Below are 24749 nucleotides of genomic sequence, written 5' to 3'. Positions count from 1 at the left end.
CATAGCCCTCCTACGGGGTCGGGCCAGTACGACTTCCGTCGAATGATCTCCTGGTCAGCGCCGGTCAGAGCCGTGCGAACTCGCGCACCCACGCCGCCTCGGACTGCACCGGCCGCCCGCCCACGAGCGCTCCGTTCTCCACGAAGCCCTCCTCGCGGTCCGTGAGCTCGGCGACCAGCAGTTCCCGATGCCGCGCAAGCTCCCCGGCGACGTCATCGACCCCGGCCAGGTCCCGCTCCTCGCACGGATCCGCCTCGAGATCGAAGAGCTGCTCGTGCCCGTCCCCGGAGAACCACACGTACTTGAAGCGCTGCGAGCGGATCCACTGCATCGAGTGCCGGCCCAGAGCGCTGATCACGTGCTCGCCGTGCAGGTGATCGCGCGTCCCGCTCCCGGGGCGCAGGCTGATGCCGTCCACGCCGTCTGGCACCGCGACCTCGGCGAGCTCGAGCAGCGTCGGCATCAGATCCCTCAGCTCCGCGATCGAGTGGACCTCTCCAGGCTCACCCCAGCTCCCTCGCCAGCGCGGCGGCACGTGCACCACCAGCGGCACCCGCGCTGAGCCCTCGTAGCCCACGGACTTCCGGTACATGTCGTGATCGCCGAGCATGTCGCCGTGATCGGAGACGAACACGATCACCGTGTCCTCGAGCAGGCCCTGATCCGAGAGCGTCTCCTTGAGCCGGTTCAGCTGCAGGTCGATGAACTCGATCGAGCCGTAGTAGCCGGCTCGCACCTGTTCATGGGTGCTCTCCTTCTGCGCTCCGAACTCCGCCTCGGAGTGGAAGTCACGCCGATGCTCGTCGAAACGCGAGACCCAGTCGCCCTGTGCACGCGCCGGGCCCGAGCGTGCGCGGTACTTGTCCCACAGCCACGGCGGGGGATCGAAGGGCGCGTGCGGCCGGTGGAAGGACATGTACAGGAAGAACGGCCGGGTGGGATCGCGCCGCTCGAGGAAGCGGAAGGACTCGTCGGCCACCCAGCGGGTGGGGTGCAGCCGCTCCGCGCGCTCCCAGGGCCGGGCCGTCATCGCATTGCAGCCGATCCCGGTCTCCTGGTAGTCGGCACGCGGATCACCGGTCTCCCGCTGCAGGAAGTCCACGTAGTCGTCGATCGTCGCCGACGGGCCCCGGCTCAGCCGGCGTGAGGTGTGCAGGAAGCCGTCGTGCAGCAGCACTTCGTCGAAGCCGCAGCGGGCCCGGTCCGGGAACACGTGCATCTTCCCGACGCCGAAGGTCTGGTAGCCCGCCTCCCGCAGCGTGGACTGCAGCGTGACGGGGTACGCCTCCGGAAAGGAGATCCCCTCCCGGTAGCCGTAGCGGCCATGCAGGGAGGGCGATTTCCCGGTGAACATCGCGACGCGCGCGGGCACGCACGTGGGGGTGGCGGAATAGGCGCGGGTGAAGCGGTATCCGCCGCGCGCGAGATCGTCGAGGTTGGGGGTGTCGATGTGGGCGTTCCCGGCGACCCCCATCGCATCCGCCCTCATCTCGTCGACGCAGACGAGCACGATGTGGGGCCGCTCGGTCATCGCTCAGCCCAGATTGCCGCTGTTCGGGTGCGCCCACGGCGGGATCTCCCCGCCCGGGTAGCCCTCTGGGGCCTCCTGCCGGCTCGCCTCACGAGCCCGCTGCTCCGCCTGCTGGCGGGCGCGCTCGGCACGGGCCTCCTGCTGTGCGCGCTGCTGCTGCGCGGAGCTGCGCCTGCGGTTCTCGGCATCGGCGACGTCGGCGTCCTGGCTGGCCTCGGCGGCCGCCTGGGACTGCAGCATCGCGGTGCGGATCTCCTCGCCCATCGAGCCGACGGCCCCCGGGTTCGAGGGCAGGTACAGCACGTTGGAGCGGGCGTTGCGGGCCACGTCCTGCATGGTGTCGAAGTACTGCGTCATCAGCAGCAGCTGCTCGGCGGAGTTCTCGATACCCACCTTGCGGAGCATCTCGTACTGTTCGGCGATACCAAGGGCGATCGCCTTGCGCTGCGCGGCCACGCCCTCACCCTGAAGGCGCTTGGACTCGGCCTCGGCCTCCGCCTGGGTGACGCGCTTGATCTTGTCCGCCTCGGCGAGGGACTGCGCCGCCACCCGGTCGCGCTGGGCGGCGTTGATCGAGTTCATCGAGTCCCGCACGCGCTGGTCCGGGGAGATGTCCTGGACCAGGGTGTTGATGATGTTGAAGCCGAACTCCTGCATGCGCTGCGAGAGCGTGGTCTCGACGCTGCGGGCGATGTCGTCCTTCGACTCGAAGGCCGCGTCCAGCTCGAGGCCGGAGAGCGCCGAGCGCACGGTGTCGAACACGTAGGAGCGGATCTGCGCCTCGGGGTTCGAGAGCTTGTAGTACGCGTCGACGACCTGCTCCTCGCGGATCCGGTACTGGACCGCGACCGGCACGGTGACGAACACGTTGTCCTTGGTCTTGGACTCGATGTTCACCTCGAGCTGCTGCACGCGCAGCGAGACCGGGCGCGTGGTGTTGTCGATGAAGGGGGTCTTGAAGTTCAGGCCGGCGTGCGCGACGTGCTTGAACTTGCCGAAGCGCTCGACGATCACGGCCTCCTGCGTATGCACCGTGAACATCAGGGAGGTGCGCAGGCCGCCGAACAGCAGCGCCGCCACGATCACGAGGAAGATCAGCAGGCCGAGGCCTAGGACGAGGAAGAGTACTGCGCCTTCCATGAGGTCACCTTTCGGGTAGACGGGTGCTGTGACCCACGCTACCAACCGTCGGTGCGGGAGCGCTCAGCGCAGCCCCAGCTCGGTCTCTATCCGCCGCGCGATCCGCGCCGGCGGCACCGGCGGGGCGTAGCGGCGCAGCACGCGCCCCTCGCCGTCGATCAGGAACTTGGTGAAGTTCCAGGCGATGCGGCCGCCGATCACGCCGGCCTTCTGCGTGCACATCCACTGCCACAGCGGGTGGGCGCCCGGCCCGTTGACATCGACCTTCGAGAACAGCGGGAAGGTCACCTCGTAGGTCGAGATGCACAGCTCCTTGATCTCCTCGTCCGTGCCGGGTTCCTGTCGGAACTGGTCGGAGGGGAAGCCGATCACCGTGAAGCCGTGCTCGCCGAAACGGTCCTGCAGCTCCTGCAGCGCGGTCAGCTGCGGCGTGAAGGTGCACTCCGAGGCCGTGTTGACCACCAGGACGAGGCGGCCGCGGTACTCGCTCAAGTCCTGCTCGACGCCGTCGATCGTCCTCGCCCGGAAGTCGTGGAAGGTGGTGCCGGTCCCGGCCTGCTCGTCCATGGTCCCCTTGAACATGTCGGATGTGAGGTGCGCCTCCATCCTAGGTCCGGACCCTGATCGACGGCCGGGACCCGGCTGGAGGAGCCGTTCAGGAGAGGTCAGGAGAGGAACTCGTCGACCTCGACCCGGGTGGGGGCGCTCTCGGTGCCGCGGCGGGTCACCGCGATCGCGGCGGCGGCGTTGGCGCGGGTCGCGGCGGACTCCCAGTCCGCGCCGAGCGCGCGCTCGGCCAGCAGCACCCCGGTGTGGGTGTCGCCTGCGCCGTTGGTGTCCACCGCCTTCTGCGGGAAGGCCGGGATCTGCGTGCCGCGCCCATGATGGAACACCACGCAGCCGCGCTCGCCGTCCCGCACCACCACCGCGGCGCCGGGGGAGAGGCGGCGCCGGATCGCCTCGGGGGTGTCCTCGAGCGCCTCGAGCCCGGTGAGGGCCTTCGCCTCATCCGCATTGGAGGTCCACACCGTGGTGCGGGCGAGCATCCGGTTCTGGACCTCGCGGGGGAACGTGGCGAAGGGGTCGCCCGGGTCGAGCACCACGTCCACGCCCTCCTTGAGCGACTCGAGGAACTCGAGGATCGGCTCGCGGGTGGGCTCGAACAGGCTGTAGCCGGAGACGCACACCAGGTCCCCGGGCTCCGGCGCGAGGGTCGCCAGCGACTGCGCGGTGACCTGCCGCTCCGCCCCGTACACGGTGAGGAACGTCCGTTCGGCCGACGGTTCGAGCAGCACCGTGCAGTACCCGGTGTCGAGATCGGGGCGCGGAGAGTCCGAGAGAGCCACCCCGTCCCGGGCGAGGGCCTGCCGGATCAGGTCGCCGTGCGGGCCGGTACCGTGCGCCCCGCCGTGTACCGCGGTGGCCCCGGTGCGTGCGGCGGCGATCAGGGTGGTCACCGCGCCGCCGGCGTAGGTGGTCTCGCTGCGGGCGTTGGCGTTGCCGCCCCGCGGCGGCAGCTCGTCGATCTCCAGGATCACGTCGACGAGAGCCTGGGCGGTGTGGAGCACTCGGGGCATGCGCACGAGTCTAGGTGGGAGCATGGGGCGATGGCCCCCACTTCCGCCGCCCCGCGCCGCCGAGCGCCCCTGATCGTGCTGATCGCCGTGCTCGCGATCGCGGCCCTGGTCGCGGGCGCGCTGCTGTGGCGGGACCGCGCCGGTGACGGGCAGGAGGAGGCCGGGGCGCTCGCCGCCGCGCTCGCCCGTGCCGAGGCACCGGAGCACCAGGCGGTGCTCGGTCCGCTGATCGAGGCCACCGGCGCCGCCCCGCAGGTCGAGCTCGCTGATTCCGGCAGCGCCGAGGACGGCCGGCGCACCGTGACCCTCGCCTGGACCTGGACCCTCCCGGACGACGCCGGGACCTGGGAGTACACCACCGAGGCCACCCTCGAGCGCGGCGAGGACGGCTGGGCCGCCCAGCTCGCACCCGAGATCTATGCACCGGACCTCGCCGCAGGCGAGCACCTGGACCTCAGGACCCTAGAGCCGGCGCTCGGCACGATCACCGACCGCGACGGCGAGGTGCTCTACGGGGAGCACGACGTGAAGGTGCTGGGCCTGGACAAGACCCGGATCGAGGAGTCCGCGCAGGAGGACGCCGCGCGCGAGCTCGCCGGCCTGCTCGGCACCGATCCGGACCGCTACGCGAAGGCCGTCGCGGACAACGGCCCCGAGGCGTTCGTCCCCGCTCTGACCATCCGCACCTCCGACGAGGGCGACTACCCGCTGGTCGAGGCCGCGCAGATCACCGGCTTCCACGCCTCCGAGCAGACCCGCCCGCTCGCGGTCGAGCGCGACTACGCCCCCGGCGTGCTCGGCGCGCTGCGCGAGGCCAGCAGCGAGGACGTCGAGGACTCCGACGGGGAGATCGAGGCCGGGGACCTGGTCGCGACCGGCGGCGTGGTCGCCGCCGAGCATGACGCCCTGGTGGGCACCGACGGCGTCGAGGTGCTCGCCGTCGATGAGGACGCCGACGAGAAGCGGCCCCTGCACACCGTGGACCCGGTCGACGGCACCGCGGTCACCACCACGCTCGACGACGACCTGCAGCGACGGGCCACCGCCGCGATCGCCGACGAGGACTCCCCGTCGGCCGTGATCGCCCTGCAGCCCTCGAGCGGGGACGTGCTCGCCGCGGCCCTCGGCCCCACCGGACAGTCCTATCCGGTGGGCCTGGTGGGCCAGTACGCGCCCGGCTCCACCTTCAAGACCGTCACCGCGCTCGCCCTGCTGCGCGAGGGCGTCACCCCGGACACCGCGCTGGAGTGCCCCGAGACCGCGACCATCGAGGGTGCGAGCTTCAAGAACGCCGACTCGATGGACCCCTCGCTGTTCGGCACGCTGCCGCTGCGCGACGTCATCGCCCATTCGTGCAACACCGCGCTGCTGCTCGAGCACGACACCGTGGACCAGCCGGCCCTCGCCGACGCCGCGACGACTCTCGGCATCGGCCAGCCGACGCCCGCTGGCCTCGAGGCGTTCATGGGCTCGGTGGATCCGCAGGACACGGGCACCGAGCATGCCGCCGCGATGATGGGGCAGGGCCGCGTGCTCACCTCGCCGCTGTCCATGGCGGTGGTGCTCGCGAGCGTCCAGAACGGGCAGACCGTCACCCCGCGGATCCTCGCCGAGCAGGAGCAGTCCGCCGCGGAGGTGCCCACCCCGCTCACCGAGGAGGAGACCACGCAGATGCAGCAGATGCTGCGCGGTGTGGTGACCGACGGCAGCCTCGACGACCTCGCCGACCTGCCGGGCGAGCCCGTGATCGGCAAGACCGGCACCGCCGAGTGGACGAACGAGGACGGCGAGCTGTCGCTGCACTCCTGGGTGATCGTCGCCCAGGGCGACCTGGTGATCGCCGTGTTCGTCGAGGACGGCAGCTACGGCTCCGTCACCGCCGGACCGATTGCCCGCGAGGTGCTCGAGGGCGCCTGACCGCGCGCACCCGGGCGATCAGAGCCCGGCGACCACCTCGACGGCCTGACGGATGGCCCGCTCGGCGTCGAGCTCGGCGGCGACGTGGGCCCCGCCGATCACGTGCACCCGCGGCGAGCGGCCCTTGCGCGCGGCGGTGAGCTCGTCCGCGAGCTCGTTCACGCTCTCCTGACCGGCGCAGATCACCACGGTGTCCACGTCGAGCACGGTCGCCTCCTCGCCCTCGAGGATGTGCAGGCCCTGCTCGTCGACGTGACGGTAGGTCACCCCGCGATGCTGGATCACGCCCGCGTGGCGCAGCTCGGCGCGGTGCACCCAGCCGGTGGTGCGGCCCAGGGTCGCCCCGATCCGGGACTCCTTGCGCTGCAGCAGGTGGACCTCGCGCCGGGCAGGCGCGGAGGGGCGGGTGATGACGCCGCCGCGATGCTCCTCGTCGGCCTCGACCACGCCCCAGTGCCGCTTCCACGTCTCCACGTCGAGGGTGGGGGAGGGGCGCGGGGCGGTGAGGAACTCGGCGACGTCGACCCCGATGCCGCCCGCGCCGATGATCGCGACCCTGTCCCCGGCCTCCGCGCGGCCCTCCAGCAGGTCCGCGTAGCTGATCATCTCGGGGCCGCCGCTGGCCGGCAGATCGATCCGGCGCGGGGTGACGCCGGTGGCGACGATGACGTCGTGGAAGCCGGTGAGCTCGTGGGGGTGCGGGCGGGTGTTCAGACGGATCCCCACCCCGGCCGCGGCCAGACGCATCCGCCAGGAGGTCAGCGCCTGGGCGTAGTCCTCCTTGCCGGGGATGCGGGCGGCCATGCGCAGCTGACCGCCGATCTCCCCGGTCGCCTCGTAGAGGGTGACGATGTGTCCGCGCTCGGCGGCGGCCAGGGCAGCCTCGAGCCCGGCGGGCCCGGCGCCGACGACGGCGACCTTGCGGGCGCGACGCTCGATCACCGGCGTGAGCACGAGCTCGGTCTCGTGCCCGGCACGGGGGTTGACCAGGCAGCTGGCGCGCTTGCCGTCGAACACCTTGTCCAGGCAGGCCTGGTTGCACGAGATGCAGGCGACGACCTGGTTCGCACGACCCTCGGCGAGCTTCGCCGGCAGCTGCGGGTCCGCCAGCAGCGGGCGGGCCATGGAGACGAGATCGGCCTGCCCATCGGCGAGGATCTGCTCGGCCACGGCGGGGGCGTGGATGCGGTTCGAGGCGATCACCGGCACGTCCACGATCTCGCGCAGAGCCGCGGTGTTCTCGGCGAAGGCCGCGCGCGGGACGGAGGTGACGATGGTGGGGACCCGCGCCTCGTGCCAGCCGATCCCGGAGGAGAGCACGTCCACCCCGCGTTCGATGAGCCCCTGGGCCAGTGCCGAGGTCTCCTCCCATGTCTGCCCGCCGGGGACCAGGTCCAGCAGGGAGATGCGGTAGCTCAGCAGCGCCTCCGGCCCGATCGCCTCGCGCACCGCGGCGGCGACCGCGAGCGGCATCGCGCGCCGACCCTCTGCGCCGCGCCCCCACCGGTCCCGACGCCGGTTGGTGGCGGGGGCCAGGAACTGGTTCAGCAGGTAGCCCTCGGAGCCCATGATCTCGACGCCGTCGTACCCGGCCTCGACCGCGCGGCGGGCCGCCTCGGCGAAGTGCTCGATCGTGCGGCCCACGCCGCGGCGGGTGAGCCGACGGGCGCGGAACGGGGACAGCGGAGACTTCCCCGCGGCGGAGGAGGCGGACAGCGGGTGGAAGGCGTAGCGGCCGGCGTGGAGCAGCTGCAGGATGATGCGCCCGTCGGCCTCGTGGACCTCGCGGGTGACCAGGGAATGGCTGCGCATCGTGCGAGCGTCGGCCTGGGCGCCGCCCGGCGTGAGCCGCCCGGTGCGGTCGGGGGAGTAGCCGCCGGTGACGATCAGCCCGGCACCGCCGCGGGCCCGCTCGCCGAGGTAGGCCGCGAGCTTCTTGACGTCCCCGGGACGATCCTCGAGCCCGACGTGCATCGAGCCCATCACGATACGGTTGCGCACCTCGAACGGTCCGAGATCCAGCGGCGAGAGCAGCCGCGGGAAGGAACGGGGCACGGTCGGGTGGGGAAGCGACGCTGGCATGCCGCGATTGTGCCAGGTGCGGCGGACTGATGAGTGAGGGCACTCCGTACCCTGGGTGTCGACCCTGTCGCTCGCTCGAGGAGGAACCGTGCCGCCGCGGATGCTGATCATCGTCGATGTCCAGAACGATTTCTGTGAGGGAGGTGCCCTCGGAGTGGAGGGCGGCGGCGCGGTCGCGTCGCGGATCGCCGAGCATGTGCGCGAGCACGGCGCGGGCTACGACCGGATCCTCGTCAGCCAGGACTGGCATCGCGGGGACACCGACAACGGCGGGCATTTCGCGGTGCCGCCGGCGGAGCCGGACTTCTCCGAGACCTGGCCGGTGCACTGCGTCGCGGGCACGGAGGGCGCGGCCCTGCGCACGGAGATCGCGGATCTCGCCGAGGAGCTGGGGGAGCGGCTCGAGATCGTGCTCAAGGGGCATGGCATTCCTTCCTACAGCGTGCTCGAGGGGACGGTGAACGCCACCGGTGAGCAGGTGGACCAGCTGATCGCCGACGGTCACTGGGAACAGATCGACGTGGTGGGCCTCGCCTACGACTTCTGCGTGCGCGCCACCGCCTTGGGCTCGGCGGAGCGCGGGGCCCCGGTGCGGGTGCTGCGGGACCTGACCGCGGCCGTCCACCCCGCGGGGATCCCCTCACTGGAGGAGGAGTTGACCGCCGCGGGCGTGGAGATCGTCTGACCCTGGTTCAGAAGGGTGGTTCGGTCTCGTCGGTGGTGGGGCCGGGTGGGATGATCCGGCGTCTGTGGTGAGCGGCCCGGGCAGCGGCACGCTGCTCGGCGACGCGTTCATCGCGGGGCCGGGCCATCTCCTGGGCGTGCAGGCGCATGGCGTCCTCGTGGGCGCGTTGGTGTGCTCGCCAGGTCCGTTCCATCACGGCGGCGGTGTGCGGGGTGAGCAGGTCCGTATCCTCCCGCGCCCTCGCTCGGATCTCGCGGTCGATCATCCACCTCGTCTCCAGCGGCCCAGCGGTGGTGGTGCCATCGCCGGTGGTGGGGTCATCGTGCGGGTCGCGTTCGGGGTCGAGCAGTCCGGCGGTCTTCATCTGGTGGTGCTGCCAGCACAATCGGTGGAGGTTCCACAGACTCGTCTGCCCGCCCTGCCCGGGGTGTTCGTGGTCGTATTCGATGATGTGGTCATCCTCGGCCGTCGTGGCGGTCGAGCGAGCACATCCTGGGACGGCGCAGTGGCTGTGGCGCAGTCGCAGCTGGAGCCGCATCTGCGCTCCGGGCTGGTAGGTCTTCGACGTCACCGGCAGGTACGCGCCGGTGACTGGGTCGGTGAGGATCCGCCACCAGGTCTGGCTTCCCGCGGCAAGGGCGCGGGCCTGCTCGGCCGGGACCGGGGTCATGCCCTCCAGCATTGCCGGGCCCTCATCGACCCCGAGCAGGGTTGTGGCAGGCACGGTCACCAGCAGTTTGAACGGTGAGCTGGTTTCCTGGACCGGATCGATATCCAGGACCGAGTGAGTCAAGATCGCATACCGCAGTCTCCGCAGCGACAGGGCCCGGCCCCGCTCGACCAGGTCTTCATCGATGTCGAACGGCAACGGCCCCACAGCCCCTGCTTCGAGTGCGTGGCGCTGGGCTTTCTGGACCGTGCGGGCCGCGACATCGAGGCGGTGCGCGAGTGCTTTGATCTCCAGGATCGGGCCCGTCACCATCAACGACGCCGTGCCCGCATCGGTATCGATCGCCACGATCTCCACATCCCGCGCGGACGTCGCGGGGGCCGGGATGTCAGCGGCGGTTTCGGGGTTCACCGCGCGGCGGACCTGCTTCTCGAACGTGTCCTGCGAGACCGAGGGGATCTCCACCCCGCCCATGTGGGCATCGACCTGGCGGGCCTGCTCCTCGCTGAGGCGACGGACGTGACGGATCAGGTAGTGATGCCACGCCTCGGGCAGATCCCCCCGCCGCAGATACGTGAACGTCACCGGCATCCACGACACCGCCATATGGGCGTCGCGGACCTTCGCCCAGGCCTGCACATAGCTGCACCGCATCCCTGCGGCGATCTTCAACGCCGTCAGGTCCGCATCATCGAGTGCGCCCCGCACCTCGGGGTCCTCACGGAAGAACGTCGCCAGCTGCCGCAGCTGATGGGCGTGCAGACTCGCCCGCGTCCGCATCGTGCGATGCAGCGCCAACACCCGGGCCGCCTCGAGGCTGCCTGGGGTGACCTCCTCGAGGATCACGTCCTCATCCAGAACACGCCGCGCACGCACCGACCACCTTGGCAGCCCCTCGACCCCCTCAGGAGTCGGCGAGGACGTCGGGGCGTGGTGCCCGGCCGGGCCCTCTGCCGCCTCGCCCTGCCGCCCGTCCTCGAACTCCTCGAAACCACCCACCAACACCACCCCCTTCCTGCACCCGGCACCACAGTGATGCACGACTGACGAATATGACTCCACGCTATTTGCCAGAACCCGCTTACTGAAGAGTCACCATCAAATGGGGACGAATCTGTGGATAACCCACCAGTGTGGAGGAAAGAACGTGTGGATAACCCACCAGTGTGGAGGGAGCGTTGTGTGGAAAACCCGCCATTGTGGAGGAGAGGTGGAGGGATTTGAGGGGCGTGCGGGGCGGAGAATGTCGGCATGGACGTGCGCTTCTACTGCGCCGTCGCCCTCGCCCTGAGGGTGTGCGGAGGGTTGCTGCGGCCTCGATTGTCGGGCCCGCGTGATAAGAAGAAGTGGACCGGTCGCGTGGCCCGTCGGAACTGTTCTCGAAAACACCTATCCGCCGTCGCGAGAATGTGGATAACTCGCGGTGAGGAGGAATGGTCGAGAGGGTGGCCCCCAATGAACCCCGAGCCGCGCCGCCCCTGTACACACAGCAGCACACGCGACATGATGGCGGCATGACCCCGCGCAGCACTCGCCCCGGCACAGGCACAGGCACAGGCACAGGAGCCGGCGCCGGCCTCACCCCCGGAAGCCCGAACCCCTTCACCCCGGCTTCGGCCTCACCCCGATGATCCTCGCGGGCCGCGACCTCGCGATCGAGGAGTTCACCGCCGCCCTCGCGGGGAACGTGCCCGAGGCCCGCGCGATCCTCATCTCCGGCGCCCGTGGCTCGGGCAAGACGGTGCTGCTCACCGAGTTCCGCGAGCTCGCCCTCGAGGCGGGCTGGATCGACCTGCGGATGCACACCTCCTCGACCTCCCTGGTCGAGGAGCTTCGCGGCCAGGCCATCGCCCACCTGCGCGAGCTCGACCCCGAGGCGGAGACCTCGCGCCTGACCTCCGCACGCATCTCCTCGCTCAGCGCCTCGCGCGACATCGTCCAGCGCTACGACGGCGAGGGTGAGGTGCTCAGCACGGTGCTCGACCGCCTCGCCCAGCTCGCTGACGAGGACGGCGGCGGCTTGCTGATCACCCTCGACGAGCTGCAGTCGGTGGATCGTGACCAGCTGCACGCCCTCACCCAGCACGTGCAGGACCTGATCGGCTCCGGTCACGCGGTCGCGTTCATCGCCGCCGGTGTGCGTCCCGGGGTCGATGCGCTGCTGGACCACGAGCGCACCACCTTCCTGCGCCGCGCGCACCGGATCGAGGTGGGCAGCGTGGACGTCGGCACCGCGGCGGAGACGATCCGCATGACCATCGCGGACACCACCCGGTCGATCACCCCCGAGGCCGCGGTGCTCGCCGGCGAGATCTCCTGCGGCTACCCGTACCTGATCCAGCTCATCGGCTCCAAGGCCTGGCAGCGCAGCGGGGACGCGGACACGATCGAGATCGAGGACGTGCGCGCGAGCCGCGACGCCGTGGTCGCGGCGATGATCAAGAACGTGCACGGCCCGGCGCTGCGCGGTCTGAGTCCCCGCAAGCGCGAGTACCTCCACGCGATGCTCGAGGACGAGGGCCCGTCGGCCGTCGGCGACATCGCACGACGGATGGGCATCGACCCCCGCAACCAGTCCACCTACCGCGAGCGCCTGATCGAGGAGGAGCTGATCCGTCCCGCCGGGCGCGGCTTCGTCGAGTTCTCCCTGCCGTACCTCGCCGACGCCCTGCACCACGAGGCCCGCACCGGGGTGGGGGCGGATGTCGAGCCCGATCGCGGGGTGCGCCGCTCCCACCGCGGGCGACGCGGCCCTCGACCATAGGCGGAGGCGATCGCACCGTCGGCATCGGTAGCGTGGAGAGCACGATGAGCACGATCCGCACCAAGTCCCAGCGCCCCGCCCGCACTTACACCACCGGCCCGGTCACCCGGGCGCTGCGATGGTTCACGGTGCTCTCGACGCTCGGCATCACGGCCTGGCTGCTCGTGCGCTACCCCTCCCTCCCGGACACGGTCGCGACCCACTTCGGTCCCAGCGGGGAGGCCGACGACTGGGGGCCGCGATGGTCGCTCCTCGTCGTCGCCGGGATCATGGTGGTGCTCTCGCTGGCGCTGGCGGCGATGTCCACCCGGCCGCGCGGCTTCAACTATCCCGCCGAGATCACCGACGGCAACGCCCAGGCCATGTACCGCGAAGGGGAGAGGCTGCTGGTCTGGACGGCGCTGTGGATGCAGGTGCCCTACTTCGGCATCGTCTGGGCGGTGCTCGCGAGCGGCGGCGGCCCGCTGCTGGCGGTCGGCCTGGTGGGCTTGATCGGCGCGTCGATCGTCGGGATCGTCCGCATGGTCCGCGCCGCCCGCGCTCAGAGCTGAGCGAGGGCGAGGCCCACGTTGTCCGGCGCGCCGGCGGCGAGGGCCAGGTCGACCAGGTGGTGCGCGAGCGTCTCGGGCTCCCCGCCGGAGGTCAGCACCCCCGCGAGCTCCGCCGGATCGACCGCGGCATGCAGCCCATCAGTGGACAGCAGCACCAGGTCACCGGGCTCGAGCCGACGCACCAGCAGGTCCGGGGTCGTCGGCGCGCCCGCGGCGAGAGCGCGGTTCAGCACCGCACGATCCGGATGCGCGGCGACCTCCTCGGGGGACAGGCGACCCGCCTCGACCAGGGAGCGCAGCAGCGTGTGGTCCTGGGTGACGTGCTCGATCCGCTCGGAGCGCACGAGGACCACCCGGGTGTCGCCGAGGTGGGCTATGTGCAGGCGATCCCCGTCCAGCAGCGCGGCGGTGAGGGTCGAGCCGGCATCCCCGTCGGCAGGGACGAGCTTCTCGATCTCCCGCCACGCGGACTCGAGGGCTGGGAGAGGGGCGGCCGACGGATCGGCCGCCAGCTCGCGCTCGAGCCGCCCGAGCAGCTGCGGGGCGAGGTCGTCCGCGGCGCCGAAGCCGTCGGCCACCGCGAGCAGGGTCCGCCCGCCGGGCAGCTCGCGGGCCAGCACGGCGTCCTGCTGTGCGGAGCGTTCGAGGCCGATGTGCAGCGCGGAGGCGGTGCGGGGCCTGGTGGTGGATGCGGTCATGATGTCCTTCGAGGGGAGCTCCCCGAGGTCACGGGCGAGGGAGCGGACGGCCTCGGCGCGGGAGAAGGCGTCGGCCTCCTCCTGCCGCCACCAGGAGCGCAGCTCCGCTGCGGCGGCTGCTCCGTCCAGATCGCAGAGCACCTGGATGCGGGCGAGCCCCATCCCGATGCCGCGCAGGGAGGCGATCAGCCGTGCCCGCGCGACCTGGTCGGTGCCGTAGGAGCGGTAGCCGGTGAACGGGTCCACGCGGCGCGGGACCAGCAGCCCCGACTCCGCGTAGAGGCGCAGCGCCTTGGGGCTCAGCCCGCTGCGCGCGGCCAGCTCCCCGATGCTCAACAGCTCTCTCCCCACGTGCTCCTCCGTCGTTCCTCGCCCGGTATCCCGGGCGCCGGGTCCGTCCCGGTGACGACCACGCTCGGGACTGCCCCTGGGGGAGAGTCAAGCAGGGCCCGATAAATCCGTCGACCTGCAGGGATCCGCCATGGTCCACTGACCCCATGCATGTGAGCATCCGCCCCCTGGACCCCTCCTCCGACCTCGACCTCGAGCAGTACCTCGCGCTCGAGACCGCGCTCGACGAGCACACCTACGGGGCCTCCCAGGCGCTCACCCGCGAGCAGCTGCGCGCCCAGATGGTCGACTCCTCGTACTGGCGGGGCCAGCGCTGGATCGCTCTCGCGGAGACGCTCGAGGGCGGCGAGAGCCTCGTCGGCCGCGCCTCGGTGTTCGTCCCCCTGCGCGAGAACCTCGAGAGCATCTCGGTGGGCGTCGAGGTGCACCCCGCCTTCCGCGGCCGCGGCATCGCGACACAGCTGGCCGAGGAGGCGCTGATCCCCGCGATCCGCGACTCCGGCCGCACCCTGGTCGAGGCCTACGGCGAGATCCCGGCCGACGGCGACGCCGACAGCCCCGACGAGCCCGTCAACCGCCTCGCCCGCCGCCTCGGGATCAGCCGCAAGAACCTCGCCGTGTGCCGGGTGCTGCCGCTCCCGCTCGAGAGCTCGCTCCTGGACTCCCTGCAGGCCGAGGCGGAGGAGAGGATCGGGCAGTACCGCATCGAGCTGTGGGACGGCGACATCCCCGAGCAGCACCTCGAGGCGTACGGGAGGCTGATGCGCCAGCTCGAGCTCGACGAACCCGACGAGGAGGTCGAGCACGAGGCGCCCGAGTACACCCCGGAACGGATCCGCGAAGGGGAGCGGCGTCGGCGCGAGCAGGGCCTGGAGTCGATCACGGCGGTCGCGGTCGCGCCCGACGGCAGCTTCGCCGGGAACACCGAGATCCACGTGCACCGCTCACCGCACAGCACTCTCGGCTGGCAGGAGAACACCCTGGTGATGCCCGAGCATCGAGGGCACCGCCTGGGCCTCGCGCTGAAGGTCGCCACCCATCGTCAGCTGACGGCGCGCGCCCCGCAGCTGCGCGCCCTGGTCACCTGGAACTCGCACGTGAACCCCTGGATGATCGAGATCAACGAGAAGCTCGGCTACCGGGTGCGATTCCGCGAGCTGGTGCTGCAGGGCCGTCCCGAGCTCTGAGGGCGACACGCCGCGACCCTCCCGCACCGCCGGTGCCCGCCGGACTAGGTTCGGCCGCACGGGAGGGGGCTGTGCATGGGCGTGCAGGCGAAGCATCGCAGGAGGAACCGGCGCGGCCGGCCTCATGAGCAGTTCACGATCGCGATCGCGATCCTCTCCCTGGTGATGGCCGGCGGGATGGTCGCGGGACTGGCGACCAGCATCGTCACCCCGAACACCGGCCGCCACGCCGCGGGGGCCGCGCCCGAGCACCCGCCCGGCGACCCCTCGAACACCACGCGCCTGGCGCAGCTGGACCGGATCACCGGGGACATCACCCCGAAGTCCGTGGTCGCGAGCCCGGCGGGCGCCGTCATCGCGAACAACATGATGTACAGCCACACCTCGACGCTGTACGACCCCGAGACCCTCGAGCTCACCGCGACCGTGAGCGACAGCGTGGACCTCTCGCAGTTCGGTCACGAGGACCGGGCGGGGGAGACCACCGGTGCTCCCGTCGAGGCGGTCTTCTCGCCCGACGGCGCCTACGCGTACGTCTCCCAGTACTCCCTCAAGGGCCCGGGCGCCGGCGCGAAGGCCACCGACGACTGCCGGAACGGCGAAGAGATCGGCCGCTCCGCCGTGTACCGCCTGAACCTCGCGAGCGGCGAATGGGACCAGGTCATCGAGGTGGGCCGGGTCCCCAAGTTCATCTCCCTCTCCCCGGACGGCAGCCTCGCCCTGGTCTCCAACTGGTGCGACGAGACCGTCTCCGTGCTCGACCTGGCCGTCGGCGAGGAGACGAGCCAGATCCCCGTCGACGCCGCCCCGCGCGGCAGCGTGGTGATGCCCGACAACCGCACCGCGTACGTCACCGCGATGTACGCCGACGAGCTGTACCGGGTGGACCTGGTCACCGGCGAGAGCGAGGTGGTGCTCGAGACCGGCCGCAAGCCCCGCCACCTGGTGCTCTCCCCGGACGCGACCCGGATGTACCTCACCGTCTCCGGCGAGGACACGCTGCTCGAGCTCGACGCCGCGACCGGCGAGGTGCTGCGGGAGGCCAGCACCGGCCGCGAGCCCCGCACCATGGCGATCTCCCCGGACGGCCTCGCGCTGTACGTCGTGAACTACTACGCGAACACCATGACGAAGTTCGACACCGCGACCATGGAGGAGATCCAGACCGTCGAGGTGGGCCAGAACCCCATCGGCGTCACCTACGAGCCCACCCAGCGCCGGGTGTGGGTCGCGAACTACGCCGGTTCGATCGATGTCTTCGAGGACACCGCCCCATCGAGTGGCACGATGGAGCCATGAGCCAGGAACAGCAGCGCCTCGTCCGAGCCTCCCGGGAGATCGCCGCGCCGGCCGCGACGATCTTCGAGCTGATCGCCGATCCCGCGCAGCAGCCGCGCTGGGACGGCAACGACAACCTCGCCGAAGCCGCGCCCGACCAGCGCGTGCGCGCCGTCGGCGATGTCTTCGTGATGACCAACCGCAACGGCGGGGTGCGCGAGAACCACGTGGTGGACTTCGCCGAGGGCCGCGCGATCGCCTGGCTGCCCGCACCCAAGGGGGAGACGCCCCCGGGCCACCTCTGGGCCTGGCAGCTCGAGCCCGTCGAGGGCGGAACCCTGGTCACGCACCTGTACGACTACTCGCAGCTGTACGACGAGAAGCGCCTGCCCAAGGCACAGGCGATGACCGCCGAGAAGCTGCTCGCCTCGATCGACCGGCTCGCGGCGCTGGTCGAGGAGGGCGCGGACTCCTGAGCTCGCGAGAGCAGGAGCGCGTCGACTCCGCGATCGAGCAGGCGATCCGGCGGGGCGACTTCGACGACCTGCCCGGTGCGGGGAAGCCGTTGAGCCTGCCCGACACCCACGACCCGGACTGGTGGATCAACCAGCGCCTGGCCAGCGGCGACATCGACCGCGAGGCGCTGCTGCCGGTGGTGGTGCTGCTGCGCAAGGAGTACGAGCGCCGCGCGGAGACCCTCACCGATCTGCCCACCGAGCAGGCCGCTCGCGAGTACGCGGAGGACTTCACCGAACGGGTCCACGAGGACCGCCGCGAGAACCCCTTCCAGGTGCTGCTCGCCCCCGCCTGGGACGGGGACGACGCCGCCAGGCAGTGGCGCGCGCTGCGCGCGGCGGCGCCGACGCAGGAGCCGCCCGCGCCGGTCGCGTCGCAGCCGCGGGCCCGTCGGCGCTGGTGGTTCTTCGGCCGACGGGGCTGAGGCTCCTCAGCCGGCGACCGCATGCTGCGCGGCGGCCGCCCACTCCTGCGGCTCCGCGGCCGACGCCGGCGCCCCGTTCGCCCGCAGCCAGGTGCACACGTTCTCGCAGCCGCGACGCAGGAAGTCCGAGCCGTTCGGGTTCGCGATCAGGTCGATCACCTGCGGGACGTCGATGATCAGGCGTCGGCCTCCTTGCCGGTCTTGAGGATGCCGAGCTCGGTGTCGATCGCTCCGTCGTGCTGCACCACGCAGTCGGGGAAGGGCTGCGGGCCGGGGTCGAGGGTGTGGGCGGTCTCGGGCCAGGTGGACCAGCGCTGGTCCGTCTCGAGCTCGGCGACGGTGGCGGTGAACATGGCGCGGGCGAAGAAGGCGTCCCTGTCGAAGGACGAGGTCATGGGGTTCTCCTGAGGGAGGGCCAGCGAGATCTCAGCAGGCCGGGACGGAAGGGAGGACAGCAGGGGTCAGCACGGCGACGACCATCAGCTCCTCCTTCCCTCAGGGCTCCACGCGGAACCGGAATCACCGTACGACGCCGTCCTCCCGCAGCGCGAGGGAATTCCCCCTGGCGTCGGCGGCGCGCGGAGCGCACACTGGCGGGCATGTTCCTCGAGAAGCTCGGCATCGACGCCCTCGATCCGCGTCGCCTCGGTCGCTTCTGGGAAGCGGCGCTCGGCACCACCACGCTCACCGCGGAGCCGGTGGATTCGGCGAATCCGGCGCGCGATGCGGAGGACTGGGCCTGGCCGAGCGGCCACGAGATCCACCCCGACCGGGGCGAGCTGCCGTGGCGGGTGTTCCGTGACCCTTCCGGCAATGAGTTCTGCCTGCTCTCTGCGGGAGGTGCGGCATGACCAGGCGACGCCGGACCGCAGCCTTCCTCGCCACCCTGCTCGGCGCCGCGGGCACCCTGCACTTCGTGCGCCCCGCGCCGTTCGACTCGATCGTCCCGCCGGCGCTGCCCGGACCGGCCCGGAACTACACCTACGCCTCCGGCGCCGCGGAGCTCGGCACCGCGGCGCTGCTGGCCGTGCCCCGCACCCGCCGGCTCGGCGGCATCGCCGCGGCCGCGCTGTTCCTCGCGGTGTTCCCCGCGAACCTGCAGATGGCCTACGACTGGCGCGGCGCCCGCCCGAAGAAGCGCGCCATCGCGTTCGGGCGCCTGCCGCTGCAGGGCGTGCTCATCGCACAGGCGCTGCACGTGGCGAGTACCGCGCGCTGACCCTCAGAGCCCGAGCGACGGCTCCCCGGCCACGAAGGTCTCGAGCACCTCGGTCTCCCGCAGCCGCTGCGCCGCCTCGCGCGCGGCGGAGTCGACCATCAGCCCGTCGGCCCCGAGCGGGACGTCCGCGAAGGGCGAGTCCTCGAGCAGCACCACATCACCCACCCCGCCCACCTGCAGGGAGGTGATCCCGTCGGTCGAGGCGGCGAGGGCCTCGCGCGGCTGGAGCTGCTGGGAGGGATGCCAGCCGGGCCGCTCGTCGGCGCTGCGATGCACGGCCGCGGCCATCGCGAGCCACGGATCCAGCGGTGCGACCGGGGCATCGGAGCCCAGCGCGAGCGGCACCCCGGCATCGCGCAGATCCCGCAGCCGGAAGGCCTGGGCGCCATGGCCGGGCCACACCACGTCGGTCGCATCGCGGTCATCGAGCAGATGAGCGGGCTGGACGGAGGCGGTGACGCCGAGCGCCGCCATCGCGTCGATGTCGTCATCGGTGAGCATCTGCGCGTGCTCGATCCGCGCAGGGATCCCCACCGCGGCGATCGCCTCGAGCGCCACCTGCGCAGCGGCATCCCCGATCGCATGCACCGCGGCGGTCAGCCCCTGGGCCTTCGCCTGCGTGAGCGCCTCGCGCAGCGCCTCGGGGCCCACGCTCAGCACGCCCCGGCCCGCATAGCCGTGACCATCGGTGTAGGCGTCACGGGTGTAGGCCGAGTGGGAGCCGAGCGCGCCATCCACGATCACCTTTAGCGGGCCCATCGTCACCAGGCCCCGGGCATCGAGCACCGTGCCCGTGGGCCCCGGCGCGGCCGCGAGCTCCTCGGGATACACAGCCGTGCGGATCCGCATCCGCGGGCCGCGCTGCGGCCAGGTCTCCCACGGCCGCCCCCACTCCATGTCCACCAGGCCCACCACACCGCGCTGCAGCGCCTGCCTCTGCAGCATCGCCGCACCGGTCGCGAAGGACTCCGCGACCCCGGGCAGGACGGTCAGACGCGGCACCACCGCGAACCAGTCCTCCTCGGCGACGATCCCGTCCCGCGCAGGCATATCCAGGGCACGCAGCGCCGCGGAGTTCAGCCAGGCGTGATGGGCATCCCCGCCGATCAGCACCGTCGGCACCGCGCCGGTGGCCTCATCGAGCGCCGGCACCGTGGGCTGGACCGCGAAATCCACCAGGCGGTGGCCGAAGCCGATCAGCGCCTGCGCCGGCGCGACAGCGGTCTCGCGCCGCGCGGCGAGCTCGGAACGCACCAGCTCGAGGATCACGCCCACGCTGCCCGCCCCGGAGGTGTCCAGCCGGGCATGGGCCTGGGCGAGCTGGCCGGTGTGGACATGCTGGTCCCACAGCCCCGGGATCGCGATCGCGCCCTCCGCCTCGAGCACGTCCTCGCCGTCGACGGGGCTCAGCCCCGGCGCGAGCTCGGTGATCACACCGTCACGAAGGCGCAGGTCCACCGCACGGGACGGGACCTCGCCGGAGGCGGTGTTGAAGGGCCGCACCTGTCTGATCAGCACCGGGCCAGGGTAGCCCCCGCGCCCGCGACCATGACGGCTGTCATGGAGCGGAGGTGATCGAGGGGACTGGGGAGCCGGGCGCCGTCACGGGATCGTGGTGCCATGACCACGACGACAGCCCCCGCCACCGCCCCCGACCAGGCGAGCACCCCCTCCGCGATCAGCCTGCGCGGCCTGCGCAAGCACTACGGCAGCGTCCGCGCCCTCGACGGGCTCGACCTCGAGATCGGTGCCGGCGAGATCGTGGCGCTGCTGGGCCCCAACGGCGCCGGCAAGTCCACCGCGATGGAGATGTTGGTGGGGCTCGCGACCCCCGACGCCGGCGAGGTGAGCGTGCTGGGCACCGACCCGGCCACCGCCACCCGCATCGGGCTGATCGGCACCATGCTCCAGGCCGGCGCGCTGCTGCCGGACCAGTCCGTGCGCTCGATGCTGCGGATGCTCCACTCCCTGCAGGCCCACCCCATGCCGCTGGCCGAGGTGATCGCCCAGGCCGACATCGAAGGCATCATCACCCGCAAGATGGGCGCCCTCTCCGGCGGGCAGGCGCAGCGGGTCCGCTTCGCGATCGCGTTGCTCGGCGACCCGCAGGTGCTGCTGCTGGACGAGCCCACCGTCGGCATGGACGTCGGCGCCCGCCGCGCCTTCTGGGACCAGATGCGGGGCGTCGCCTCGACCGGCCGCACCGTCGTCTTCGCCACCCACCACCTCGACGAGGCCGAGCGCGAGGCCGGCCGCGTGATCGTGATGGACCGCGGCCGCGTGGTCGCCGACGGCACCGGCGCAGAGATCAGCGCCGCCGTCTCCGGGCGCGTGATCAGCCTGCGCGGCCTCACCCCCGCGCAGGTCGCCGCCCTGCCCGGCGTGGACAGCGCCGATGCCGACGAGACCGACGCCCGCCGGGTGCGCGCCCTGTGCACCGACTCCGATGCCGCGCTCGCCGCCCTGTTCACCGGCCCGCTCGCCGGCCAGGCCCAGGACGTGCTTGTCTCCGCCCCCGGCCTCGAAGAAGCGTTCGTCCGCATCACCGACCACCACCACGAGGAGACCCCGCGATGAACACCCCCATGACCACCGCGCCCGCCACCACGCTCACCTCTGCCCGGCCCCGCACCGCCGCCGCCCCGTCGGCCGCGACCCGCACCCTGCGCTACGCGCTGCACACCACCCGCATGACGATGGGCAACGTGATGTTCATGGTCTTCACGATCGCCCTGCCGGTGGGCATGTACCTGCTGTTCTCGATGATGTTCGGGGAGCAGTCCGAGGGGCAGGTGCGCACCATGATCATGGTGAACATGGCCGCCTACGGCGGGCTCGGCGCCGCCGTCACCGCCGGCACCCAGATCCAGGAGGACCAGCGCAACGGCTTCCTGCGCCAGCTGATCGTCGCCGGCCTCTCCCCGCGCTCCTTCCTGGCCGGCTCCGTGATGGCCGCGAGCGCCGTGATCATCCCGGCGCTGATCGCCGTCGGCCTGGTGGGTCTCGCCACCGGCGTCGAGCTGGCCCCCGCCCGCTTCCTCGCCACCATCGGCGTGCTGTGGCTCGGCCTGCTGCCCACCATCCTGATCGGCATCGTGCTGGGCACCGTGCTCAAGGGCGGCGCCGCGATGGCCGGCGGCGTGATCACGATGATGGCGATGGCCATCTTCGGCGGGCTGTGGATGCCGCTGGAGACCTTCCCGACCTGGATGCAGCAGCTCGGCCAGGCGATGCCCACCTACTGGATCTCCCAGCTCGGCCAGTGGACCACCCAGGGAGGGGAGCTGCCCGTGACCGGGCTGGCCGTGATCGGCGCCTGGACCCTCGTGCTCGGGCTGCTGTGCGCGCTGGGCATGCGCCGGGCCGTGGGCCTGAAGCGTCGCTGACACAATGACCGTCATGGCACGCACCGACACCCCGACGTGGGGGGCCTGGGCCCGCGGCTCCGACGAGGAGGCCGCGACCCGGCCCCTCACCCCGCGCGCGATCCACCGAGCCGCCGTCGAGTCCGGCGGCCTCGCCTTCGCGCTCCCGCCGGTGCTGTTCATCCTCATCCCGATCGCCTTCGCCTGGTGGAACGATCCCGGCCTCGAGGCCCTCATCGCCACCGTGCTGCTGCCCGTCTACGGGGTGCTGTTCGTCTACTCCACCGGGATCGGTCTGTACCCGCAGCGGGTGCGGCTGGCGTGGTTCGCGATCTGCACCGCGCTGGTGCTGCTGCTGATCCCCGTGCTCGGAGCGAACGTGCTGTTCATGGTGATGTTCCAGGCCATGACGCATGTGCTGCTGCTGCCCTGGCGCTGGGCCGTGCCGAGCATGCTCGCGATGAGTCTCGCGGTGCTGGTGCTGTCGATCGTGTTCGAGGTGTACGTCGCGGCGGGCCTGGCCGTGATGGGCGCCGTGATGGCCTGGGGCATCGGCTACGGCGTGCGCCAGCAGGTGCTCCAGGAGCAGCTCGAGGCCGCCCAGCGTCGCAACGCCGTGCTCGCCGTCGCCGCCGAGCGCGAACGCATCGGCCGCGACCTCCACGACCTGGTGGGCCACTCCCTGACCTCCCTGACCATCTCCGCGCAGCTCGCCCGGCGGCTCGTGGACACCGACCCCGACGCCGCCCGCGCCCAGCTCGCCCACATCGAGACCACCGTGCGCCAGGCCCTCGCCGACGTGCGCGCCACCGCCTCCGGCATGCAGCACGTGCGCGCCGCCTCCGAGATCGCCTCCGCCCGCACCGTGCTGAGCACCGTCGGGATCCAGGCCGAGGTCCCCACCGCCCTGCCCCCGCTGCACGACGACCTCGCCGAGCTGTTCGGCTACGTCATCCGCGAAGGAGTCACCAACATCGTGCGCCACTCCCGCGCCACGCGCGCCGAGATCGCGGTCGACGAGCACTCCGTCACCGTCGAGGACGACGGCGTCGGCATCCCGCAGGGCGCCTCCCGCTCAGGGCTGCGCGGCCTCGAGGCCCGCCTCGCGCTCGCCGGAGGCCGGCTCGAGGTGTCCTCCTGCGAGACCGGCACCCGGCTGCGCGCGACCATGGGAGCGGACGCATGATCCGCCTCGTCGTCGCCGATGACCAGGCGATCCTCCGCTCCGGCCTGGTGGCGCTGCTGCGCCTGGAGAGCGGGATCGAGGTGGTGGGGGAGGCGGCCGACGGCGCGAGCACGCTCGCGGCCGTGGCGGAGCACCGCCCCGACGTGCTGCTGCTGGACGTGCAGATGCCCGCCGGGCAGAGCCCCGACGGCTCTCCCGGGCCGGCCGACGGGATCGAGGCCGCCGAGGCCCTCCGGGGCACCGAGGACGCGCCGCGCATCATCGTGCTGACCACCTTCGGTCGCGCCGGCTACCTGCGCCGCGCCATGGAGTCCGGGGCGCTCGGCTTCATGGTCAAGGACACCCCCGTCGAGCAGCTCGTGGACGCGGTGCGCCGCGTCCACCAGGGCCTGCGGGTGGTGGATCCCGAGCTCGCCGCCCAGTCCCTCGCCGTCGGCCCGAGCCCGCTCACCGCGAAGGAGACCGAGGTGCTGCAGGCCGCGGCCGCCGGCGGCACCACCGCCCAGATCGCGAAGACTCTCTTCCTCTCCGAGGGCACGGTGCGCAACCACATCTCCGCCGTGATCGGGAAGCTCGGCGTCACCCACCGCGCCGAGGCCGTGAGGACCGCCTCGGACAACGGCTGGATCTGAGACCCTCCCGGCGCCGACGCGTACCCTGCGGTGGTGCACACGCTCGAATCCCTGCTCGGTCTGCTGATCTCCATCAGCGTGCCGGCCTTCGCGATCGCGTCGATGCTCTCGATGGGGCTGCGCACCCCGCTGCGCTCCTTCCGCCAGCAGCTGCGCGACCGCCGCACCGTCTTCTCGGTGCTGGGGGCGAACTTCGTGGTGGTGCCCGCCGTGGGCACCCTGCTGATCTGGCTGATGAGCGACCTGCTCCCGCACCACATCGGGGAGGGGTTCATCATCGCGCTGTGCGCGGCCGGCGCCCCCTTCGTGCTCCAGCTCGGGGCGATGGCCCGCATCCCCTACGGCGAGACCGCCGGACCCATGGCGGTGCTCCTGCTCGGCTCGATCCTGTTCATGCCGCTGGTGGTGCCGTTCCTGCTGTAGGACGTCAGCGTCCACGGCTGGGCGGTGGCGCGCCTGCTGCTGGGCACCATGCTCTCCCCGATGATCGCGGGGATCGTCATCGCCGCGGTCTGGCCGGATCGCGCGGACCTGCTGGCCCGGATCTCCGGCGGAGTCGCCGCGGTCTCGGCGGTGCTGATGTTCCTCTCCGGCTTCGGTGCGAACACCTCGCTGGTGATCCAGCTGCTGCTCTCCCCGGTGATGCTCGTGGCGGTGGGCCTGGTGGCGCTCGCTTTCGTGGCCGGCCGCATCGCCGGCGACCTCGCGGGGGAGACCCTCACCGTCCAGGACGGTCCCGCGATCCTCACCAGCCAGCGCAACATCGCCGCGGCCCTGCTGGTGGCCCGCACCGGCACCGGCGGTGGGGGCGAGGGCGACGGCTCCGTGGTGGTGGCGATCCTGCTGCTGAGCGCCGTCGGCTTCGTGATGCTCGTGCCCTACGCCCTGATCAGCGGAGTGGTGCGGCGCAGGCGCGCAGGGGAGAGGGCCTCGCTCGGCGTGCTCCTGGGCGTGGTGGGTCCGAAGTCGGACTGAT

General features: G+C 71.9%; 26 protein-coding genes. 16 read left to right on the top strand and 10 right to left on the bottom strand.

The genetic code is table 11. The annotated features are described in order from the left end of the window. Positions 1–64 precede the first annotated feature (64 nt). The 4 genes from BN4251_RS09045 to BN4251_RS09030 all read right to left on the bottom strand — a co-directional run bounded on the left by BN4251_RS09045 (position 65) and on the right by BN4251_RS09030 (position 4248). Positions 65–1531 (bottom strand): arylsulfatase, encoded by a 1467-nt coding sequence (locus tag BN4251_RS09045; RefSeq protein ID WP_087484766.1) that lies wholly within the window; start codon positions 1529–1531, stop codon positions 65–67. A 3-nt stretch (positions 1532–1534) separates the two neighbouring features. Next, the gene (locus tag BN4251_RS09040) at positions 1535–2671 is read right to left on the bottom strand and encodes an SPFH domain-containing protein (RefSeq protein ID WP_087484765.1); all 1137 of its coding nucleotides are present in this window, start codon (positions 2669–2671) and stop codon (positions 1535–1537) included. Positions 2672–2734: 63 nt separating this feature from the next. Further along, entirely contained in the window at positions 2735–3238 is a 504-nt protein-coding gene (locus BN4251_RS09035; protein WP_087484975.1) for a glutathione peroxidase, read from the bottom strand. 98 nt (positions 3239–3336) lie between these two features. Further along, entirely contained in the window at positions 3337–4248 is a 912-nt protein-coding gene (locus BN4251_RS09030; protein ID WP_087484764.1) for a PfkB family carbohydrate kinase, read from the bottom strand. A gap of 30 nt (positions 4249–4278) precedes the next feature. Between BN4251_RS09030 and BN4251_RS09025 the strand changes: the two genes are divergently transcribed. After that, positions 4279–6165, top strand: a complete 1887-nt coding sequence (locus BN4251_RS09025) for a penicillin-binding transpeptidase domain-containing protein (RefSeq protein ID WP_087484763.1) — start codon at positions 4279–4281, stop codon at positions 6163–6165. Between the two features lie 18 nt (positions 6166–6183). On the opposite strand, the gene BN4251_RS09020 is transcribed toward BN4251_RS09025, so the two are convergent. Further along, positions 6184–8247: an NADPH-dependent 2,4-dienoyl-CoA reductase gene (locus BN4251_RS09020; RefSeq protein ID WP_087484762.1), complete on the bottom strand. Its 2064-nt coding sequence runs from the start codon at positions 8245–8247 to the stop codon at positions 6184–6186. Positions 8248–8335: 88 nt separating this feature from the next. Here BN4251_RS09020 and BN4251_RS09015 point away from each other — a divergent pair, with 88 nt between their 5' ends. Beyond that, the gene (locus BN4251_RS09015) at positions 8336–8932 is read left to right on the top strand and encodes an isochorismatase family protein (protein ID WP_245810274.1); all 597 of its coding nucleotides are present in this window, start codon (positions 8336–8338) and stop codon (positions 8930–8932) included. 7 nt (positions 8933–8939) lie between these two features. Here the strand turns inward: BN4251_RS09015 and BN4251_RS09010 are convergent, their stop codons facing one another. Next, on the bottom strand, positions 8940–10610 hold the full coding sequence (locus tag BN4251_RS09010) for an HNH endonuclease signature motif containing protein (protein ID WP_087484761.1): 1671 nt from the start codon (positions 10608–10610) through the stop codon (positions 8940–8942). 619 nt (positions 10611–11229) lie between these two features. Between BN4251_RS09010 and BN4251_RS09005 the strand changes: the two genes are divergently transcribed. Beyond that, positions 11230–12366 carry an AAA family ATPase gene (locus BN4251_RS09005; protein ID WP_087484760.1) on the top strand — a complete coding sequence of 379 codons (1137 nt, stop codon included), beginning with the start codon at positions 11230–11232 and terminating at the stop codon, positions 12364–12366. A gap of 44 nt (positions 12367–12410) precedes the next feature. Beyond that, positions 12411–12917, top strand: a complete 507-nt coding sequence (locus BN4251_RS09000) for a DUF1648 domain-containing protein (RefSeq protein ID WP_245810273.1) — start codon at positions 12411–12413, stop codon at positions 12915–12917. Here the strand turns inward: BN4251_RS09000 and BN4251_RS08995 are convergent. Then, positions 12908–13951, bottom strand: coding sequence for a MerR family transcriptional regulator (locus BN4251_RS08995; protein WP_245810272.1), 1044 nt, complete (start codon positions 13949–13951; stop codon positions 12908–12910). The genes BN4251_RS09000 and BN4251_RS08995 overlap by 10 nt on opposite strands. 161 nt (positions 13952–14112) lie before the next feature. Between BN4251_RS08995 and BN4251_RS08990 the strand changes: the two genes are divergently transcribed. The 4 genes from BN4251_RS08990 to BN4251_RS08975 all read left to right on the top strand — a co-directional run bounded on the left by BN4251_RS08990 (position 14113) and on the right by BN4251_RS08975 (position 17371). After that, positions 14113–15153, top strand: coding sequence for a GNAT family N-acetyltransferase (locus BN4251_RS08990; RefSeq protein WP_087484757.1), 1041 nt, complete (start codon positions 14113–14115; stop codon positions 15151–15153). A gap of 75 nt (positions 15154–15228) precedes the next feature. Beyond that, on the top strand, positions 15229–16452 hold the full coding sequence (locus BN4251_RS08985; protein WP_087484756.1) for a YncE family protein: 1224 nt from the start codon (positions 15229–15231) through the stop codon (positions 16450–16452). Continuing rightward, positions 16449–16907, top strand: coding sequence for an SRPBCC family protein (locus tag BN4251_RS08980; protein WP_087484755.1), 459 nt, complete (start codon positions 16449–16451; stop codon positions 16905–16907). Before BN4251_RS08985 ends, BN4251_RS08980 begins: the two co-directional genes overlap by 4 nt. Continuing rightward, positions 16904–17371, top strand: coding sequence for a DnaJ family domain-containing protein (locus BN4251_RS08975; protein WP_087484973.1), 468 nt, complete (start codon positions 16904–16906; stop codon positions 17369–17371). Before BN4251_RS08980 ends, BN4251_RS08975 begins: the two co-directional genes overlap by 4 nt. Before the next feature lie 6 nt (positions 17372–17377). Here the strand turns inward: BN4251_RS08975 and BN4251_RS18285 are convergent, their stop codons facing one another. After that, positions 17378–17530: a hypothetical protein gene (locus BN4251_RS18285; RefSeq protein WP_170931901.1), complete on the bottom strand. Its 153-nt coding sequence runs from the start codon at positions 17528–17530 to the stop codon at positions 17378–17380. Between the two features lie 17 nt (positions 17531–17547). Further along, positions 17548–17766 (bottom strand): hypothetical protein, encoded by a 219-nt coding sequence (locus BN4251_RS18280; protein ID WP_425426197.1) that lies wholly within the window; start codon positions 17764–17766, stop codon positions 17548–17550. A gap of 204 nt (positions 17767–17970) precedes the next feature. On the opposite strand from BN4251_RS18280, the gene BN4251_RS08965 reads away from it, so the two are divergent. Then, positions 17971–18222, top strand: a complete 252-nt coding sequence (locus BN4251_RS08965; RefSeq protein WP_087484754.1) for a VOC family protein — start codon at positions 17971–17973, stop codon at positions 18220–18222. Continuing rightward, positions 18219–18590, top strand: coding sequence for a DoxX family protein (locus tag BN4251_RS08960; protein WP_087484753.1), 372 nt, complete (start codon positions 18219–18221; stop codon positions 18588–18590). Before BN4251_RS08965 ends, BN4251_RS08960 begins: the two co-directional genes overlap by 4 nt. 3 nt (positions 18591–18593) lie before the next feature. On the opposite strand, the gene BN4251_RS08955 is transcribed toward BN4251_RS08960, so the two are convergent. Beyond that, on the bottom strand, positions 18594–20108 hold the full coding sequence (locus BN4251_RS08955) for an amidohydrolase (protein WP_087484752.1): 1515 nt from the start codon (positions 20106–20108) through the stop codon (positions 18594–18596). A 102-nt stretch (positions 20109–20210) separates the two neighbouring features. On the opposite strand from BN4251_RS08955, the gene BN4251_RS08950 reads away from it, so the two are divergent. Genes BN4251_RS08950 through BN4251_RS18695 form a run of 6 tightly spaced genes read left to right on the top strand, consistent with a single transcriptional unit; the run spans position 20211 to position 24748 of the window. After that, on the top strand, positions 20211–21167 hold the full coding sequence (locus BN4251_RS08950) for an ABC transporter ATP-binding protein (protein WP_087484751.1): 957 nt from the start codon (positions 20211–20213) through the stop codon (positions 21165–21167). Continuing rightward, complete coding sequence (locus tag BN4251_RS08945) at positions 21164–21976, top strand: ABC transporter permease (protein ID WP_087484750.1); 813 nt, start codon at positions 21164–21166, stop codon at positions 21974–21976. Before BN4251_RS08950 ends, BN4251_RS08945 begins: the two co-directional genes overlap by 4 nt. A 13-nt stretch (positions 21977–21989) precedes the next feature. Beyond that, positions 21990–23141, top strand: a complete 1152-nt coding sequence (locus BN4251_RS08940; protein ID WP_245810271.1) for a sensor histidine kinase — start codon at positions 21990–21992, stop codon at positions 23139–23141. Then, positions 23138–23773 (top strand): response regulator transcription factor, encoded by a 636-nt coding sequence (locus BN4251_RS08935; RefSeq protein ID WP_087484748.1) that lies wholly within the window; start codon positions 23138–23140, stop codon positions 23771–23773. Before BN4251_RS08940 ends, BN4251_RS08935 begins: the two co-directional genes overlap by 4 nt. A 33-nt stretch (positions 23774–23806) precedes the next feature. Further along, positions 23807–24196, top strand: coding sequence for a hypothetical protein (locus BN4251_RS18700; protein WP_245810270.1), 390 nt, complete (start codon positions 23807–23809; stop codon positions 24194–24196). A gap of 24 nt (positions 24197–24220) precedes the next feature. Further along, a complete protein-coding gene (locus tag BN4251_RS18695) occupies positions 24221–24748 on the top strand; it encodes a hypothetical protein (protein ID WP_245810269.1) in 528 nt (175 codons plus the stop codon). Position 24749 lies beyond the last annotated feature (1 nt).

The organism is Brachybacterium massiliense (assembly GCF_900184245.1).
Lineage (GTDB): Bacteria > Actinomycetota > Actinomycetes > Actinomycetales > Dermabacteraceae > Brachybacterium > Brachybacterium massiliense.
Note: the sequence above shows the minus strand (reverse complement) of the source record. Positions and strands in the feature narration are given on the sequence as shown.